We start from the raw sequence: 16,857 nt of genomic DNA, 5'->3' as shown, positions 1-16,857 counted from the left end.
ATTGGTATTGCTAATTTGCTGAAACTGAAACCGATGTAGTACAAATCAGGCCGGTGCCAAGTAACATTGCTGCATATAGACGTTCATTGCCTTTAACACATTTGTACGATTGATAGTGCCTATCACTTTACCCTGATCTACTACAGGGTAAGTTTTAGGTTTAGCTCCCAACATCTGCTCTGCAAGCTGTAAGATGCTGTCATCTGGCCCGACAAACAAAACCTCAGTACGCATGCAATCCTTTACAACGGATGTCATATCACAATGGTAAGTGCTCTTAAGCATCACGGCGAGGCAGTCTTGTTGAGATAAAAAACCCACCAGATTGCCATTATCATCGACCACTGCGGCGCCCATTTTATGATTTTCTAATAGTTTTTCGACAGCAGTAGCAAGCGACATATCAGCACGGAGTAACACGGGTTGACGGTCCATATGATCGCGGATTTTTATTGAGTCCATAGTATTCCCCTTAATTAGCCTTACGCTTAGAGTCTAGTCAAAATCTTACTAGATGTAATGGATTCATCTCGATTGACCGTTTACCACTGTGTGGCTAGGTGCATTTCCCGTGGATGATCAGGTTATTGATCTTGCCAAATCATCACTTGTGCAGGCTCACCATTACTGCGAGTCGCGCGGTACATTCCTTCCGTATTAAAAGGCGTTGCGATATTGCCTCGATGATCCACAGCAATCACACCACCAGTTCCACCTGCGGTGATTAAACGTTGATTAATCACTTCATCTGCCGCTTGAATAATCGACTTTTGTTGATATTTTACTTTGGCGCAAATGTCACCTGCGACTAAGTAGCGAATAAAATATTCGCCATGGCCCGTTGCTGAAACCGCGCATACTCCATTTTCAGCATAGGTGCCCGCACCTATTACGGGTGAGTCACCAATACGACCAAACCGTTTTGCTGTCATGCCCCCCGTCGATGTGCCTGCCGCTAGATTGCCTTGTTTATCTAGGGCTACCGCACCGACGGTACCAAATTTATAATCGAGATCTTTCATCTCAATGCCTGCAATTTGCGCTGATTTTTCGGCGGCCTGTAGCTTTTGTTTAGCATCAAGCAACTGTTGATAACGCTCCTCAGTATCAAAATAGCTGTTTTGCACTAAGGTAAACCCTTGGGTGAGAGCAAACTCCTCTGCCCCCGCCCCCGATAACATCACGTGCTCGGACTTATTCATCACGGCTAACGCTAAATCGATGGGATTAGCAATATGACGAACCCCTGCAACCGCGCCAGCATTCATGGTTTTGCCATCCATAATAGAAGCATCTAGTTCGTGGCCACCATCAAAGGTATAAACAGAACCCACTCCCGCATTAAACAAAGGGCTATTTTCTAATACATTGATTGCTGTTTGTACGGCAAGCAGGCTATCTCCGCCTTGTTCTAATACTTTAGAACCTTTATCGACAGCTTCCTTTAACTTATCCTTATATGCTTGACGTTGTTCAGGAGTGAGATTGGCCTTAGAAATCGTGCCCGCTCCGCCATGGATAGCGATTGCGAACGGTTTATCATTAGCGTTGGTGTTATGCGACATAAAAAGTACACTCGAGATAATTAAACTAAAGGTGGCTAATTTTATTTTCATTATTTACATCCCCTTAAACAGTAGCGTCCTTTGTAACCATTTCAATGACTAATTTCAATCATCTCCTTGCCTGTTGCTTTCATTCTGGCGACAATAAAGGCACATCACATGGAGCATAAAGTGCAGCGATTCTTGCAAATCACCTCATTATCTTTTCGTCTTTATTTGCTTGTTGGCCTGAGTCTAGTAGCATCAGTAGCGACTGCCGACAATTTTTTGAAATTATCTGTCTCTGGTGTTGATGAAGCACTGCAACGTAATATCCTGGCGCATTTAGGCTCTTTACCTGACTCAGATGTCCAACGCCGAGCCTTTTTATTTAATGTCGAGGACAATGTCACTACAGCCTTAGAATCCATGGGGTATTACCATGGAAAAATTGAAGAAAAGCTGATTGAAAACGAAAAAGGCCCATGGGAACTAAAACTGACAGTGTCTGCGGGAGAACCCACTAAGATTCAGTGGGTAGATATCAATTTTTCAGGTGAAATGCTTAATGATCGCGCTTTCGATCAATGGTTATCTCAAGTCAATATCAAACCCGGCGATACCTTAAATCACGGTCATTACTCTGAATTAAAGTCCCAACTTGTTGCCCTCGCCCTCGCCAGAGGATATTTTGATGGCGAGTTCACACAATCACAAATTAAGATCAATCGCGATATTAATACCGCTCAAATCAGCCTACATTTCAATTCAGGCCAGCGCTATCGTTTTGGACAAGTGAGTTTTGATGGGCATACGTTAGAACCGGATATTTTAACTAATCTCATTCCCTTTAAAGAAAATGCCTCCTATTCGACTCGTCGGGTCAGTTCCCTCAATCGCCAATTACTGGACACGGGCTACTTCGCCAATATAAAAGTAATCCCACAAATTGATTTAGTTGAGGATAACCATATCCCTGTTAAGGTTGAGTTAACGCCTAAGGCAAGCCATTCAATTGAACTGGGTCTGGGGGGAGATATAGGCCAGAGTGCAGATAATACTTTTGACCCAAGGGTTCGAGTCACTTGGCGTACTCCACAGATTAACAAGTATGGTCATTCCCAAGAAACCAGTTTGGAATGGTCACCCGATCGTCCTAAGTTTTTAACCACCTACACCATTCCGCTCACACACCCCTTGGATGATCAACTTAAAATCCGCTTAGGATTATTGCGTGACAAATATGGTGTTACCCAAATTTATGAGCCAGAGAATCGAGATTTTCGCAATACAGGCCAACTTGAATCAACGAAATATTTACTTGGATTGCTTCGTCAACAACGGCTTGATAATCAATGGTTAATGAGCTACTCACTCGATGCTATTCGTGAAGAATATAATCAATCAGACACTGATTATTTTCCCACTTTCTATCTCGCTGGAATTAACTTTTCTAAAACAACCCGAGGAGATAACTCTCTCGATCCTAAATCGGGTTTTAGGCAAATCTATAGTCTCGACTATGCCGATCCTTATTTAGGTTCTGAGACTCGTTTAGCACGACTACAAGCCAAATTTAAATGGATTGATACCTTCTTTGATAACCACAGAGTCGTTGCACGTATCGATTTAGCGGCGAACATTGCCAATGAAAATGAACTGGCTTTTATTCCGCCCTCACTTCGTTACTTTGCAGGTGGCGATCAAACCGTACGCGGCTACGGGTATCAAGAACTCGGCCCTTATTTAGATTATATCGATACTGACGGTAGTACGAATCGGGAAGTTATTGGTGGGCGTTATTTAATGGTCGGCAGTTTAGAGTACCAATATTACCTCACACCCACTTGGCGGCTCGGCACCTTTATCGATGCGGGTAACGCCTTTGATAATAATCAGTTTGAACCTGTTGTTTCTGTCGGTGGTGGTATTCACTGGATATCTCCTATTGGCCCAATAAAATTAGATTTAGGAATAGGCTTGAAAGAAACTGATACCATTGAAAGGTCATGGCGGATCCACTTAACCATGGGGACTGAGCTATGAGCCACTCTAAGGTTAATGATAAAACCAACGAGCAAGTTGATGTGGCATCAATTGATTCAACAGGATCCGCTCAATCTGTTCCTGTTTCGGGATTACAACGTATTTGGCGTGCATTTAAGCTCGTTACGCGCATTATTGTCTATGTGCCATTAACCGTTTTAGTGCTTATCGCACTATTAATTGGCACTCAGATGGGCTCAAGGCTCAGCATTGGACTAGCCAATCAATTCGTTCCCGATCTTGAACTCACGTACACTTCTGGCGCGATTAATAAAGAGCTCAACTTAGCTCACGCAGTTTGGGCTATGGATGGCATTAAAGTACAACTTGAAGCGTTGCACCTTGCTTGGCAACCTACTTGTTTACTGCAAAAACAATTATGTATAACTGCACTTACCGCAGCTAAGGTTGAGGTGCAAATTGACACAGAGCAGCTTGTATCTGATCCCGCCGACGCCTCTTCCGAAATAGCAGGTATTGATGATGCAGAGTCACAATTAACACTTCCCTTTGGGATTATTCTCGATACCGCCCAGCTGATGGCAGTGAACGTACAACTAGATGGAATGCACTTTGCTGCCAATAGTATTGAGACTAAAGCCACTTGGCTTACTAAAGGACTCACAATAAAGCAGCTCAGTAGCGAGGGGCTGTCAATATTAATTCCACTTGATGACAGTTCCAATACTACAACAAATACAGCAGCATCAAACGCTTCACCCAATGCATCAATAGATTCAGTCGAGTGGGCGCTAGCCCAATTACCCCCAGTGTTTATGCCTTTCCTTGTGATGGTAGAACAACTGAACTTAGAAAACACCACCCTTGAAATCGGTGATCGTAAAGACGTCTTTCGTCATGCTGCGCTACAGGGAAGTTTCCAGCAATATCAACTGACCTTAACGCACCTTCTGCTTGAGCATACCTATGGTCAAGCAGAAGTGGCCGGAACGCTTAATCTTGAGAATGACTACCCGCTTTCCCTTGATATTAATGTCACACTCCACCAAGTCGCAGAGTTACCCGAGCTTAGCGGACAGGAGCTCACCTTAAAACTCAGGGATAGCCTAGGCCAACTGCGTGTTAATGCGCATGCAAAGGGCGATGCAGACTTTATCCTCGATGGGCAAATTGAACTCAAAGATCCAACACTGCCCTATAAGGCTAAACTGGAACAAGCACGCCTACAGTGGCCATTACAAAGCGCTGAGTATTTTGTCAGCAACCTGAGCATAGATACCCAAGGTAGCCTTAATAAGCAGAATGCGAAGATACAAGGACAACTCATCACGCCGTTTAATAAAGTGCTTTCTATTGATACAGTGCTTCAGCATCAGGATTCAAAACTGACTATTGATAAGCTCAATGCCAGTGGTGATATAGGTACTGTCGCGCTAGAGGGTGAACTTAATTATCAAAAAGCCATCAGTTGGAAAGCTACGGTACAACTGGATGCCATACAGCTTGAGGAGTTAACCCTTCCACAGACAGAGTCCGCCGACGCCATTCATTTGCCAAATAGCCTAATAAGCGGAAAACTGCACACCACAGGCAAACTCGATAATAACCGCTGGCAGGTCGCACTAACAGAGACGACACTCGAAGGTACACTTCAGGGCTACCCATTTGATATTAAAGGTGATATTAGCCTAAATGATGCACTTTATGTCAGTTCTAAAGGGCTCAATGCCAACGCGCTCGGTGCAAGCCTAGCGCTCAAGGGCGAAGCCAATGCCAACTGGGATTTACAGGGTGAATTACAAGTACCCGATTTGGGGCTTTGGTTACCTAAAGCCAGTGGTCAATTGCAGGCGAATATACATGTGGCTGGTGATGCTAAACATCCACAATTAGAAGTCACTGCACAATTGGTCGATCTTCTCTATCAAAATATCAAATTACAGGAATCCACCCTTAAAGCTTATTACAAACCGTTAGAGCAACATGAATTTGCCGTTTCGCTTAAATCTAAAGCGCTGCACTTAGGCGAGCAAGTGCTCGACACTATAACCCTAGGCAGTAAAGGGGATATTAACACTCAAAAGTTAACCCTAAATGTCAGCGGTGATTTAGGGTTAGATCTCAGTCTAGCCAGTCAATTTGACGAGAAGAAATCACGCCTGCAAGCCCAGATTAATCGACTCAATCTTTTAACACCGCTTGGACTGTGGCAATTGGATAAGGATGTTAGTATCGGTTGGGACCAAAACAAAAGTCAGGGTAATATCACTCCCTTCTGCCTCGTTAATCCCAATAGTCGGTTATGTTTAAATAACCAAACTGTGCTTGGACAAACTGGCGATGCCCAAATCAGTTACTCCGGAAATCCTGGCAAACTACTCGCTCCCATATTGCCTGGCAATATGAACTGGGATGGTAATGCAGCATTATTTGCTAATTTCGCCTGGGTAAAAGGTCGCAAGCCCACTGCCGATCTGACGCTAAATTTTGCACCTGGCAGTATTCTGTTGAAACGAGCTAAAAACCGTGAAGTCACCATTAATTACCAACAATTGGCTTTAAACACCACTCTAGATGCTAAACGCCTTGTTTCATCATTGAGTTTTGAATCTGAAGGAGTGGCAAGCTGGCAGAGTGAAATAACAGTGAATGTCACGCCAGATCGCACTCTGTCTGGTTATGCCACGATTAAAGAGATCAATCTACAGCCATTAGGTGAGTTTTTTCCTCAGTTAAATACTATCGAAGGCCAACTGACCAGTAAATTAAACTTTGCCGGCACACTTCAAGATCCTGAGGTGTCAGGAAATATGTCACTCACTGAAGGTGCCCTAGCCCTTACCGCAAACCCAACTCTCATCAATAAAATCGATATGTCGATGAATCTTGGCGGGCAGCAAGCCGAACTGAAAGGCCGCTGGATGATGGGGAATGGCCTAGGTCGAGTATCTGGTAATCTACGTTGGCCACAAGGACTATTTAGCGGAGAATTGGCTATAGAAGGCGATAAACTTGCCGTGATCCAGCCTCCCCTAGCCATTCTCGATATATCACCTGATCTCACCTTAAGTTTCAGTAGTGAACAACTAGAGGTCAAAGGTACCGTCAATGTTCCTTCCGGAAATATTAAAATCGTTCAACTTGCCGAAGGCGGTGTTGCACTATCCGAGGACGTCGTTTTTAATGATTCAATTGCCGCAGCTCAACCTAAATCCAGTCCTTATGCCATAGTTGCAGATCTTAATATTAACGTAGGCAATGATCTTAGAGTGGATGGTATGGGACTTAAAGGCAAGCTGCAGGGAACACTTAAACTACAACAACAAGCATTTCGCCCCCCGCTCTTATTTGGTGACATAAAAGTGCGACAAGGAAGTTATAAATTTATGGGACAAACACTGAATATCCGCACAGGAGAAGTACAGTTCGTTGGCCCAACCTCAGTGCCAAATCTCAATATTGAGGCTATTCGAGAGATCAAAAGCGAAGACTTAATCGCTGGAGTCCGCGTAACAGGCACGCCCGCCAGACCGGTAGTAACACTCTTTTCCAATCCAGCAAAAGAGCAAGCAGAGATCCTGTCATACATTATTAAAGGCAGTGGTTTTAACAGCACCAATAACGAACAAAATAACTCCTTAATGATGGGAGCTGCCTTAGGGTTAAGTTCACAGGTAGGTGGTGGAGCAATCAATAATATCGGTAATACTGCCACAGGATTGATTGAAGAATTTGGTTTTTCAAACGTCCAACTCGATACGAATGATGAAGGACGAGTAGCAATAAGCGGTTATATTGGCGAGAAACTCATGGTGAAATATGGCGTTGGTGTCTTTAACCCTGGCTATGAAATGACCGTTAGATATTATCTGCTATCGCAATTATATCTTGAAACCGTATCAGGTACCCTCGGGCAATCCCTTGACATCTATTACAACTTTAATATTAAGTAATTCTGGTCAGCTTTAAATCTGTATAAGACATAACTACATCGCTCTCGATTACAGATAGGAACAGAGTACTCACCACGAATGCAGAAACCAGCCACAAAAAAAGCGCCACAGAGGCGCTTTTTTGCTTCAGTTACGACAATTAAGCGTAAACGAAGTCAACATGTTCGATGATTGGCTTGAACACGTGGCGTTGCATAGCTTGTGCACGAACACCCACTTCTTTACCGTCTAAAACGATAGTTACTACAGAAGTGTAGAAGTCTTCGTTAGCTTGGATGTTAATAATGTCTTTGTGTTCAAAAACAATAGAAACAGGCTCTTTGCCTTGGCCATAAATAACAGCAGGAACTTTACCAGCATGGCGTAGGCGGCGGCTCGAACCTTTCCCTATTTCAGTGCGGGTTTGTGCTTGGATAGTGTAAGACATGTGTTTCTCACTTAAATTTTAGAGTAAAAGTTGCCATCATTTTCGACCAATGATGGCGCATATAAAGCGCGCGCATACTAACACAGTAGGCCACTGCCGACAAGAACAGCATTCTCAAACAAGAAATAAAGCGTGGTTGTGAATAACAAAGATAATTTACTGAATTGGGAAACTTGTATCTTAGCTGTTACACGGGAGAAAAGGTCTTGATCTCAAACCAAAAACACGAGATCTAGATCACATTTGCACCTAAACAAGCCTGCTAAGCTCGGGCAAATTTTGATAACTGATGTGCTTTAGCATGCGTCACGCGCTGTATTTATTACAACAAGAAAATCGACTTTCATGCCAACTCGCCCGTGAACTCGTGTCTCTTATCGAAACCGTTCCTTATCAGCAAACGACTCTCGAATTAAAACTGCTAGAGTTACTAGCCTGTACTCAACAAAAAAATCACAGCTTAATTCAATTAATGCAAACAAGAGGATCTACTGAAGTTGAATCTCAAAGACAACGACAATTCCAATTTTCACAGCGTTTAAGTCAACTAATAAGTGATTGGCAACAACATCGAGAAATGAATAAGCTTGATCAACAATTTATGCCACTTCTAAGGTATTATTTGTGCGAATCACAATCTTTAGAACATGCATTTTACGACAAGATCATTCAACAAATTAGCCAAGCTACCAACGCCTCACCGGACCACAGTCAACGTGCACAAAACCAGACTTAGGATAGTAACCCACACCACCTAATTTCAATGAAAGTGCTGCATCTCTCAGTGTTTTCAAGTTCACACTAGGAATAGCAATATCCATCGCCATGCCCTGCATGTGGTAACTTTTCTTTGCCACTCCACCACTGTTATTTGCGAGCATACCGTTAGTCTTTGGTGATCGGTAACCTGAAATCACGTGGATTTCATCATCCACATTCAGTGTCGTTTTTAATGAATAGAGTAAATCAAATAGGCGTTTATCCATGGGAGCCGCAATATTCTGACGATGGTCCCGCAATAACTGGCTAAAATCAGCTAACACTTCACTTTGGTAATGTCCATCAACCCAATAGCTACCATCGTTACGCTCCCCCGTATGCCTATTATAAAGGCTTAACTCGCGGATCCCTTTGGTCGAACGACTCGCAGCGGCTTTAGACGGGAGTAATGAATACAATGCCACACCACCTAAGCCTAACAACAACTGCCGACGGGCAGGACAAATCAAAGTCACATGATCACCATTTGTTCGATTTTTGCACACTAGAGAGGCAAACTATACTGAATTAACGCTGGGATCAAGTATCAAACTCGATTTCAACGCTCAGATTTACAAATGATTAAAAAGTTCAAACTGTTAGGGAATGTTAAAAATTGAGCTTGTAACAGCATTTGTAAACTCGGCCTCCAAATGATAAATATCATTGCGATAATGATCTTGCCCTTTATCATCAAGCCATGCCGTCCAATAAACCAGATGTACGGGTAATTTCTCTGACAGTGCAAACCATTGTGGATCCGTTACATTTGGGGCAAGCCTATCCCATAAGCCCTTATCTTTAACAAGATTACGTTTGAACCACTGTGCTAACTCATTGACTTTCTCAATACGAATACAGCCCGATGAAAGTGCCCTATTCTCCCTTTTAAATAGAGCTGGTTCAGAAGTACCATGTAAATAGACGCTAAAACTATTATCAAAATGAAACTTATATTTACCTAACGCATTTTTAGGGCCTGGACGCTGCACTAATTGGTAAGGGAAACGGGAAGAGGCAAGCTCCTGCCATTCTTCCGTCGTATGAAAAATTAATTGTCCACTATAATCATAAACATCAAATTCACGGTCTTGCAGGTAATAACCGTCTTTACGGATATGAGGTAAAATATCCCGTCGTAAAATACTGCTAGGCACACGCCAACTGGGATTAAGCACAATACTGGATATTTGACTATCCAGTATTGGGGTTTGCCGTGAAGACTTACCCACAATCACCTTAGAGGTCAACACCGTTTGTTCCTGTTCAACCAGTTTCATCTCAAAAGCTGGCACATTAATTAACAGATAACGGGGTGTTAATTTGCGACTAAATATTCTTTGTCTTAATTCATTTCTTGCGAGTAATACAGCCCGTTGTCTAGGTGATTGATTTAACCAATATAAGGTTTGCTTACCAATCACCCCGTCGGTTTGTAAACCATGGCGAAGTTGAAAACGCTTAATACCTAGCATCAACTCATCGGTATAGACTTGTTCAACATCAACTTCTTTTGGCATATCTCCTAATAACCAAAGGCGTTTGGCAATAGTGTTGACTATAGGATGAGTTTGACCGACGGTGAGTTTGTTTTCTAACATCAAGGTTTCCCAAGAAAATTGGGATTCAAGTTGTATAAGTTGGCTGATCTTTTTAAGCACTGCCTGATAATGGATGTCACTCATCGGATCCGCGTTTGTATTGTTTGTCATTACAGCATCACAACCCGATAAAGCTGAAATATGCTGCCAATAGGCCGTCACCTGCCCTTGCATGCGAACCATATCATCAGGTTGAAGCGGTTCTGTTTTAGCCTGTGATAATGCCTGATAATTTGTGTTAAATAAGGGATTTACACCCGCTAGATCGAATAAAAGAGTCTGTTCTAAGAGGAAGGGATATTGCTGAAAGGAATTATCATTAATACGGCTATCAAAGGGGGATGTCGCTCTAAGAGTATTGCTTACGAACATGCCTAAAAATAACAGGCTGCAAACGACAATCTTAAATAGCCGCCCGTGCTTGCTAAGCCAAGGTAACTTTGCATGCTCCATACACTTCTCCTTGTTCACACGACCTAAAGTGTCAAGCGCGTCCCCACCAATCATTAAACTATTTCACGTAAACACATTTTTTGCTAGTGCATATAAAATTTATATAAAAGTATATTTTTAATTTCAATATATTATGGAATATTGCTTGTTGATAAGAGGTTAAGTGATTTGAGACGCTGAAATCCTCAGATGCAAAAAAGCCCCGACTAATGTCGAGGCTTATCTACTATTCACTAAGAATAATGGTACCCGAGGCCAGACTTGAACTGGCACGCTGTTACCAGCGAGGGATTTTAAATCCCTTGTGTCTACCGATTCCACCACTCGGGCAAACTCTTCATATTAACAACGGGAATCGTGTCATTAATATTTTATATCTATGGAGGCGCGACCCGGAGTCGAACCGAGATCGACGGATTTGCAATCCGCAGCATAGCCATTCTGCCATCGCGCCATTACTCTAGCTAAAGACTAACTCAGCTTAAGCAAAATTAGACTTTTAGAATTTGGAGCGACATATCGGGTTCGAACCGATGACCTATACCTTGGCAAGGTATCGCTCTACCAACTGAGCTAATGTCGCCTTTTGTATCGCTGTTATATTTGCCTTCAACATTCATAAAGGTATCGTCTCTTAACCTTTATCAACTGAGCTAATATCGCCTTTTGTATCGCTGCTATATTTGCCTTCAACATTGATAAAGGTATCGTCTGTTAACCTTTATCAACTGAGCTAATGTCGCCTTTACTTGTAAAAGTACCAGCTCTAAGGAATGAATATAAAGACCTTTCCTTTGACTGCGGATTGGCATTCTACCGATTTAGACCTCAGAGTCAATCAACAATTTTGAAATACTGCGCTAAGCCGCATCGTTTGCCCAATATTCACCCATAAACAAATTAGAACCATAATAGGAGGTGTTAATTTTCAGGATTATTTTTAGATGAGCTCTATGTAAAACAAAGCCCGTTAATGTGCGATAAATCTAAAAAATCAATCAAGCAGAAATAGAAAAGCAAAAGCGCCCAATCTGGGCGCTTCACTTAATCTCTGCATATCAATGTCGTGGTATACAACAGATGGGCAGCGTATTGATCAGTTTAACAGCTGTTAGGCTGGTAGAGACAGCGTGGTTAAACCTAACATGGTCTGCATCACACCGACCACTTGGCAGCTATAGCCAAATTCGTTGTCATACCATACGTATAGAATGGCGCGTTTACCTTCCGCGATAGTCGCTTGGGAATCAACCACACCAGCATAACGTGAACCGACTAAATCACTCGATACAATCTCAGTTGAATCAGTGTAATCGATTTGATTTTGCAGTGGTGATTGTAGCGCTGTATCTTTCAAGTACTCGTTTAGTTCATCTTTATTGGTTTCGGCATTTAGGTTCATGCTGATAATCGCCATAGACACGTTAGGCGTTGGCACGCGAATCGCGTTACCCGTTAACTTGCCTGCTAACACTGGTAAAGCTTTGGCAACGGCTTTGGCTGCACCCGTTTCAGTGATCACCATGTTTAAAGGTGCACTGCGACCACGGCGATCTGCAGTGTGATAGTTATCAATCAAGTTTTGATCGTTGGTATAAGAATGAATTGTCTCAACGTGACCATTCTCGATACCATATTTATCATTCACAGCTTTCAGTACTGGCGTAATAGCATTGGTAGTACAACTCGCCGCAGAAACAATAATATCTTCTGGGGTAATGTCGCCTTCATTCACACCGTAAACGATATTCTTGATCGCACCTTTTGCAGGGGCTGTTAGCAATACTTTGCTGGCACCAGGGCTCTTAAGGTGCAAACCAAGACCCGCTTCATCCTTCCAAATACCAGTGTTATCAACAACTAGGGCATCATTAATGTCGTATTTAGTGTAATCCACTTCATCAGGTGAATTCGCATAAATGACTTGGATATAAGTGCCGTTAGCGATAATCGCATTGTTCTCTTCGTCAACTTCCACAGAACCATTAAAGGGACCATGGACTGAATCACGACGTAATAAACTCGCGCGTTTTTCTAGATCGCCTTTCTTGCCGCCACGTAAAACGATAGCGCGTAACCTTAACTTATTGCTGCGACCTGTGCGTTCAATCAGCAAGCGTGCCAATAAGCGACCGATACGGCCAAAACCATAAAGCACGACGTCACGCGGCGCGACATCATCGGCATGGTCGATAGCATCGGCCAATTCTTTTGCCATATAGCTTTCAATTTCGCTGACATCAGTATGGTCGCGCCAGTAATTGACAGCGAGCTTACCAATATCCACTTTACATTGTTTAACTGCGAGTTTGCTCAAAGCTTGAACGAAGGGGAAACTCTCGCGTAAACGTAATTTTTCACCGACATGACGACGAACTAAACGGTGCGCTTTAATGATTTCAATCGTAGAAGCATTGAGTAACGGCTTACCATAGACCACGACTTCAACGCCTTGGTTACGATACAACTTGCCCAACAAAGGCTGCATTGCCTCTGCCATTTCAAAACGTTCTTGCCAACTTTGTAGGTGTTTATCAGCGCTCATTTACAGATCCTTTATCTCACTTTTCAATAAAATGTACTGAAAGGTTTGAGTAACATGACGAAAAGACCAATAATCTAATGTGGGTTTTAGGTAAAACCCTGTTTTGGTCGGCGCCATTGTAATGAAAGTCGCGCTTTGTTGCCAGTAAGATATTTTCTATAAATATGTAATTTTATTAGAAAATCTGCCATTTGGAGGGTGTTTTGCGTCAAAATCTAGTAATAATTACATCATTTACGCTCGGGATGAGCATTTTAGGTCTTTTCGGTTGCGATAATGGCCGAAATATCGCAATAATTTGTAAAAATAATCCTGAAATTTGTGCCGACTTGCATAAAGACAGTTGGTGTTTAGCTGAAAAAACGCAACTGATAAGAGATCGTTATACTTTAAAAGACACAACTAACCCTACAGGTAAACAGCTATATCTACAACTTACCTATCTTGAAGATTACAGTCGTTGTATCGAACTTGCCGCAGGTGTGCAGCATATCATCCACACAAGTCGTACTGCAGATAGAGCAAGAGCCTTTAGGTTAAGCACAGATAATTTAACTCAACTTCAAGAACAAACGCGTGAACGGCAAGATCCTTTTATGTCCTACTACCAATGGACGCGTTTCGGTGATACCCAAGCACTAAACCGACTGCTAGAGCATGAAAATGCTGGCGAAGTGACTGACCCTTTTTTACTCGCGCAAATTGCCACCTATTACAGCAATCGAGATGCCATTAAATCGCAACAACTGTATCTTAAAGTGCTCTCAGAAATTCAATACGATGACTTTGATGTGAATTGGCTATTAGGCTTAGCATCCACTTTTCGTCACACACAGCAGTTTGATAAAACTTACATGTTAACTAAGGCTAATTTACTCCTCACACAACAAAAATATTCAGAGGATAAGATGCTCGCCTTGCTCAGTAACAACAAAACGCTGGCAGCAAAACTGGATAAATATGCTCAAACACTCATAGATGCATTAAAAAATGGCAACTACTCAACAAGCTCAGTGCGAAAATGGCTAGAACCAGCCCCCCAAATCTTGCCAGCAGAAACAATAACCACAGAGCCAGTACCCGAAAAGTAACGCTCTATCGGATTGGCAAAATGTTTGCCATCTTGTAATTTTTTACCCAAATTGGGGGGTTAAAATGGTGATTCCGCGAGCAATGTAAAAAAATCACCTAAATTGTTAACCAAATCTGCGGTAACATGCCGATTTAACTTGACGATAGCTGTCAGTTTGGTAATTTTACTACCAGTTGAATTTTATAATCACCAGAGGGATATGAGATGACTATCCGTGTAGCAATAAATGGCTATGGCCGTATCGGTAGAAACGTATTACGCGCCTTGTACGAAAGCGAAAAAGCTTATCCAATCAAGATTGTCGCTATTAATGATTTAGGCGACGCTTCCATCAACGCTCACCTGACAAAATACGATTCTGTTCACGGTCGTTTCACTGCGAAAGTTGACCATGATGCCGAAGCTATTTATGTGAATGGCGATAAGATCCTCACTTTCCAAGAACGTGATCCTGCAAAACTGCCATGGGCAGAGCTACAGGTTGACGTGGTTTTCGAATGTACCGGTATCTTCACTTCTAAAGAAACCGTTCAACCACATTTAACCGCTGGCGCGAAGAAAGTGATTATTTCTGCTCCAGGTAAAAATGTGGATGCCACCGTAGTTTACGGTGTGAACAACAACGTGTTGACCTCAGACATGACGGTGATTTCAAATGCTTCTTGTACGACTAACTGTCTAGCCCCTTTTGCTAAGCCGTTAAATGACGAGATTGGTATCGAATCAGGTTTGATGACCACCATTCACGCTTATACCAACGATCAGCGTTTATCTGACGTGTACCACACAGATTTACGTCGTGCCCGTGCTGCGGCACTGTCAATGATCCCAACTAAAACGGGCGCAGCTGCTGCTGTCGGTTTGGTTGTACCTGAATTACAAGGTAAATTCGACGGTTTAGCGGTTCGTGTACCTACAGTTAACGTATCACTCGTGGATTTATCTTTCATCGCTGCCCGTGATACGACAGTTGAAGAAGTGAATGCCATTATCGAACGTGCTGCCAGCGTTGCGCCATTGAGCGAAGTGTTAGCGGTAAATAAAGAGCCATTGGTGTCTATCGACTTTAACCACAATGCGTTTTCTTCAAACTTTGACGCCACTCAAACCCGTGTAAACGGTCGTTTAGTGAAAGTGATGTCTTGGTATGATAACGAGTGGGGATTCAGTAACCGTATGTTAGATAACGCGGTTGCCCTGATGAACGCCAAATAAGTCAGCGTAAAGCAGTCTAGTCTCTAGATACCGCGTTACCCAATTAAGCCTCGCATTAGCGGGGCTTTTTATTGCCTTGTATTTGAGAGTTTATAACTGAAAGAAAAAATCCCCGTCATACATAATGACGAGGATCCTATTTCACGCTAGGGGAAATCTTAAGCGTTGCCCTTCACTTTCATATTCAGTGTCTTGGCAAAATCCAGCATACGCGTCAGTGGGATAAGCGCTTTCACTCTTAAATCTTCATCCACAAAAATCTCATGGGTGGTTTTATCGCTGTCGGCGAGTGACGCTTCAATTGCCTGCAAACCGTTCATCGCCATCCAAGGACAGTGGGCACAGCTCTTACAGGTGGCACCATTCCCCCCTGTTGGCGCTTCAATTAAGGTTTTACCTGGCGCGGCTTGCTGCATTTTATAGAAAATGCCGCGATCGGTTGCCACAATAAAACGCTCATTTGGCATGGTTTGCGCCGCTTTGATCAACTGACTGGTCGAGCCAACGGCATCGGCCATCGCCACCACACTGGCGGGAGACTCTGGATGCACTAAGATAGCCGCATCGGGGTAAACACTTTTCATATCACGCAGCGCGTTCGCTTTAAACTCGTCGTGAACGATACAATCGCCCTGCCACATCAACATTTCGGCGCCTGTCTGTTTGGCAATATAGCTGCCTAAATGACGATCGGGTCCCCAAATGATCTTTTTACCTTCGCTGTCTAAGTGCTCAACGATTTCAAGGGCAATACTTGAGGTCACCACCCAATCGGCGCGCGCTTTAACCGCAGCCGAGGTATTGGCGTAAACTACCACAGTATGATCTGGGTGCGCGTCGCAGAAAGCGCTGAACTTATCGATTGGGCAACCTAAGTCCAATGAACAAGTGGCTTCTAAGGTCGGCATTAAAATGGTTTTTTCTGGGCTTAAAATCTTGGCGGTTTCGCCCATAAACTTGACCCCAGCAACGATTAAGGTTTTTGCTGGGTGATCGCGGCCAAAGCGCGCCATTTCTAAGGAGTCTGAAACGCAGCCGCCAGTCTCTTCGGCAAGGGCTTGGATTTCAGGATCGGTATAATAGTGGGCAACCAGAACGGCATCTTTTTCAATGAGCAGTTGTTTGATACGCGCCTTGTAATCGGCTTTTTGCGCATCGGACAAAGGCACTGGCTTAGGCGGAAACGGGTAATCAATGGTTTCTATTGTTGGAGCAAATGGGCTGGGGGCTAACTGACTCATAACACATCCATCAGGATAA

Annotated in this window: 12 protein-coding genes and 3 tRNA genes; 5 read left to right on the top strand and 10 right to left on the bottom strand. The window is 43.1% G+C overall.

What is annotated here, in order from left to right:
- Positions 1–45: 45 nt before the first annotated feature.
- Both JEZ96_RS09375 and JEZ96_RS09370 read right to left on the bottom strand, forming a co-directional pair.
- Complete coding sequence (locus JEZ96_RS09375; RefSeq protein ID WP_011789408.1) at positions 46–462, bottom strand: CBS domain-containing protein; 417 nt, start codon at positions 460–462, stop codon at positions 46–48.
- 122 nt (positions 463–584) lie between these two features.
- Complete coding sequence (locus JEZ96_RS09370; protein ID WP_011789409.1) at positions 585–1,616, bottom strand: isoaspartyl peptidase/L-asparaginase family protein; 1,032 nt, start codon at positions 1,614–1,616, stop codon at positions 585–587.
- A 120-nt stretch (positions 1,617–1,736) separates the two neighbouring features.
- Here JEZ96_RS09370 and JEZ96_RS09365 point away from each other — a divergent pair, with 120 nt between their 5' ends.
- Positions 1,737–3,590, top strand: coding sequence for an autotransporter assembly complex protein TamA (locus tag JEZ96_RS09365; protein ID WP_025007639.1), 1,854 nt, complete (start codon positions 1,737–1,739; stop codon positions 3,588–3,590).
- On the top strand, positions 3,587–7,504 hold the full coding sequence (gene tamB, locus JEZ96_RS09360; protein WP_198779877.1) for an autotransporter assembly complex protein TamB: 3,918 nt from the start codon (positions 3,587–3,589) through the stop codon (positions 7,502–7,504). The genes JEZ96_RS09365 and tamB overlap by 4 nt, the downstream gene beginning before the upstream one ends.
- 139 nt (positions 7,505–7,643) lie before the next feature.
- On the opposite strand, the gene rplY is transcribed toward tamB, so the two are convergent.
- A complete protein-coding gene (gene rplY / locus JEZ96_RS09355) occupies positions 7,644–7,931 on the bottom strand; it encodes a 50S ribosomal protein L25 (protein WP_011789412.1) in 288 nt (95 codons plus the stop codon).
- A 301-nt stretch (positions 7,932–8,232) separates the two neighbouring features.
- Here rplY and JEZ96_RS09350 point away from each other — a divergent pair, with 301 nt between their 5' ends.
- Positions 8,233–8,667 (top strand): hypothetical protein, encoded by a 435-nt coding sequence (locus JEZ96_RS09350; RefSeq protein ID WP_014610625.1) that lies wholly within the window; start codon positions 8,233–8,235, stop codon positions 8,665–8,667.
- Here the strand turns inward: JEZ96_RS09350 and JEZ96_RS09345 are convergent.
- The 6 genes from JEZ96_RS09345 to JEZ96_RS09320 form a co-directional block, all read right to left on the bottom strand.
- Positions 8,618–9,166, bottom strand: coding sequence for a DUF882 domain-containing protein (locus JEZ96_RS09345; RefSeq protein ID WP_011789414.1), 549 nt, complete (start codon positions 9,164–9,166; stop codon positions 8,618–8,620). The two genes, JEZ96_RS09350 and JEZ96_RS09345, sit on opposite strands and share 50 nt — an antisense overlap.
- A 123-nt stretch (positions 9,167–9,289) precedes the next feature.
- Entirely contained in the window at positions 9,290–10,744 is a 1,455-nt protein-coding gene (locus JEZ96_RS09340; RefSeq protein WP_011789415.1) for a L,D-transpeptidase family protein, read from the bottom strand.
- A 243-nt stretch (positions 10,745–10,987) separates the two neighbouring features.
- Positions 10,988–11,074: transfer RNA gene (locus tag JEZ96_RS09335), tRNA-Leu, on the bottom strand.
- 50 nt (positions 11,075–11,124) lie between these two features.
- A tRNA-Cys gene (locus tag JEZ96_RS09330) sits at positions 11,125–11,198 on the bottom strand.
- A 53-nt stretch (positions 11,199–11,251) separates the two neighbouring features.
- A tRNA-Gly gene (locus JEZ96_RS09325) sits at positions 11,252–11,327 on the bottom strand.
- Positions 11,328–11,855: 528 nt separating this feature from the next.
- Positions 11,856–13,289 carry a glyceraldehyde-3-phosphate dehydrogenase gene (locus JEZ96_RS09320; protein ID WP_011789416.1) on the bottom strand — a complete coding sequence of 478 codons (1,434 nt, stop codon included), beginning with the start codon at positions 13,287–13,289 and terminating at the stop codon, positions 11,856–11,858.
- A 203-nt stretch (positions 13,290–13,492) separates the two neighbouring features.
- Between JEZ96_RS09320 and JEZ96_RS09315 the strand changes: the two genes are divergently transcribed.
- Both JEZ96_RS09315 and gap read left to right on the top strand, forming a co-directional pair.
- The gene (locus JEZ96_RS09315) at positions 13,493–14,380 is read left to right on the top strand and encodes a DUF2989 domain-containing protein (RefSeq protein ID WP_041408185.1); all 888 of its coding nucleotides are present in this window, start codon (positions 13,493–13,495) and stop codon (positions 14,378–14,380) included.
- Positions 14,381–14,586: 206 nt separating this feature from the next.
- Positions 14,587–15,597, top strand: a complete 1,011-nt coding sequence (gene gap, locus JEZ96_RS09310; RefSeq protein ID WP_011789418.1) for a type I glyceraldehyde-3-phosphate dehydrogenase — start codon at positions 14,587–14,589, stop codon at positions 15,595–15,597.
- A 158-nt stretch (positions 15,598–15,755) separates the two neighbouring features.
- Here gap and nadA read toward each other — a convergent pair whose 3' ends face one another.
- Entirely contained in the window at positions 15,756–16,838 is a 1,083-nt protein-coding gene (gene nadA, locus JEZ96_RS09305; protein ID WP_061782845.1) for a quinolinate synthase NadA, read from the bottom strand.
- Between the last annotated feature and the right edge of the window lie 19 nt (positions 16,839–16,857).

Origin of the sequence: Shewanella putrefaciens (assembly GCF_016406325.1) — a bacterium.
GTDB classification, from domain to species: Bacteria; Pseudomonadota; Gammaproteobacteria; order Enterobacterales; family Shewanellaceae; genus Shewanella; species Shewanella putrefaciens.
The sequence above is the reverse complement of the archived record's forward strand: the minus strand, read 5'-3'. Positions and strand labels throughout refer to the sequence as shown.

What these genes read in the sequence shown, in the direction of transcription:
- rplY (WP_011789412.1), bottom strand. Translation starts at nt 7,931, where the DNA reads ATGTCTTACACTATCCAAGCACAAACCCGCACTGAAATAGGGAAAGGT.
- tamB (WP_198779877.1), top strand. Translation starts at nt 3,587, where the DNA reads ATGAGCCACTCTAAGGTTAATGATAAAACCAACGAGCAAGTTGATGTG.
- gap (WP_011789418.1), top strand. Translation starts at nt 14,587, where the DNA reads ATGACTATCCGTGTAGCAATAAATGGCTATGGCCGTATCGGTAGAAAC.
- JEZ96_RS09320 (WP_011789416.1), bottom strand. Translation starts at nt 13,289, where the DNA reads ATGAGCGCTGATAAACACCTACAAAGTTGGCAAGAACGTTTTGAAATG.
- nadA (WP_061782845.1), bottom strand. Translation starts at nt 16,838, where the DNA reads ATGAGTCAGTTAGCCCCCAGCCCATTTGCTCCAACAATAGAAACCATT.
- JEZ96_RS09350 (WP_014610625.1), top strand. Translation starts at nt 8,233, where the DNA reads ATGCGTCACGCGCTGTATTTATTACAACAAGAAAATCGACTTTCATGC.
- JEZ96_RS09340 (WP_011789415.1), bottom strand. Translation starts at nt 10,744, where the DNA reads ATGGAGCATGCAAAGTTACCTTGGCTTAGCAAGCACGGGCGGCTATTT.
- JEZ96_RS09375 (WP_011789408.1), bottom strand. Translation starts at nt 462, where the DNA reads ATGGACTCAATAAAAATCCGCGATCATATGGACCGTCAACCCGTGTTA.
- JEZ96_RS09370 (WP_011789409.1), bottom strand. Translation starts at nt 1,616, where the DNA reads ATGAAAATAAAATTAGCCACCTTTAGTTTAATTATCTCGAGTGTACTT.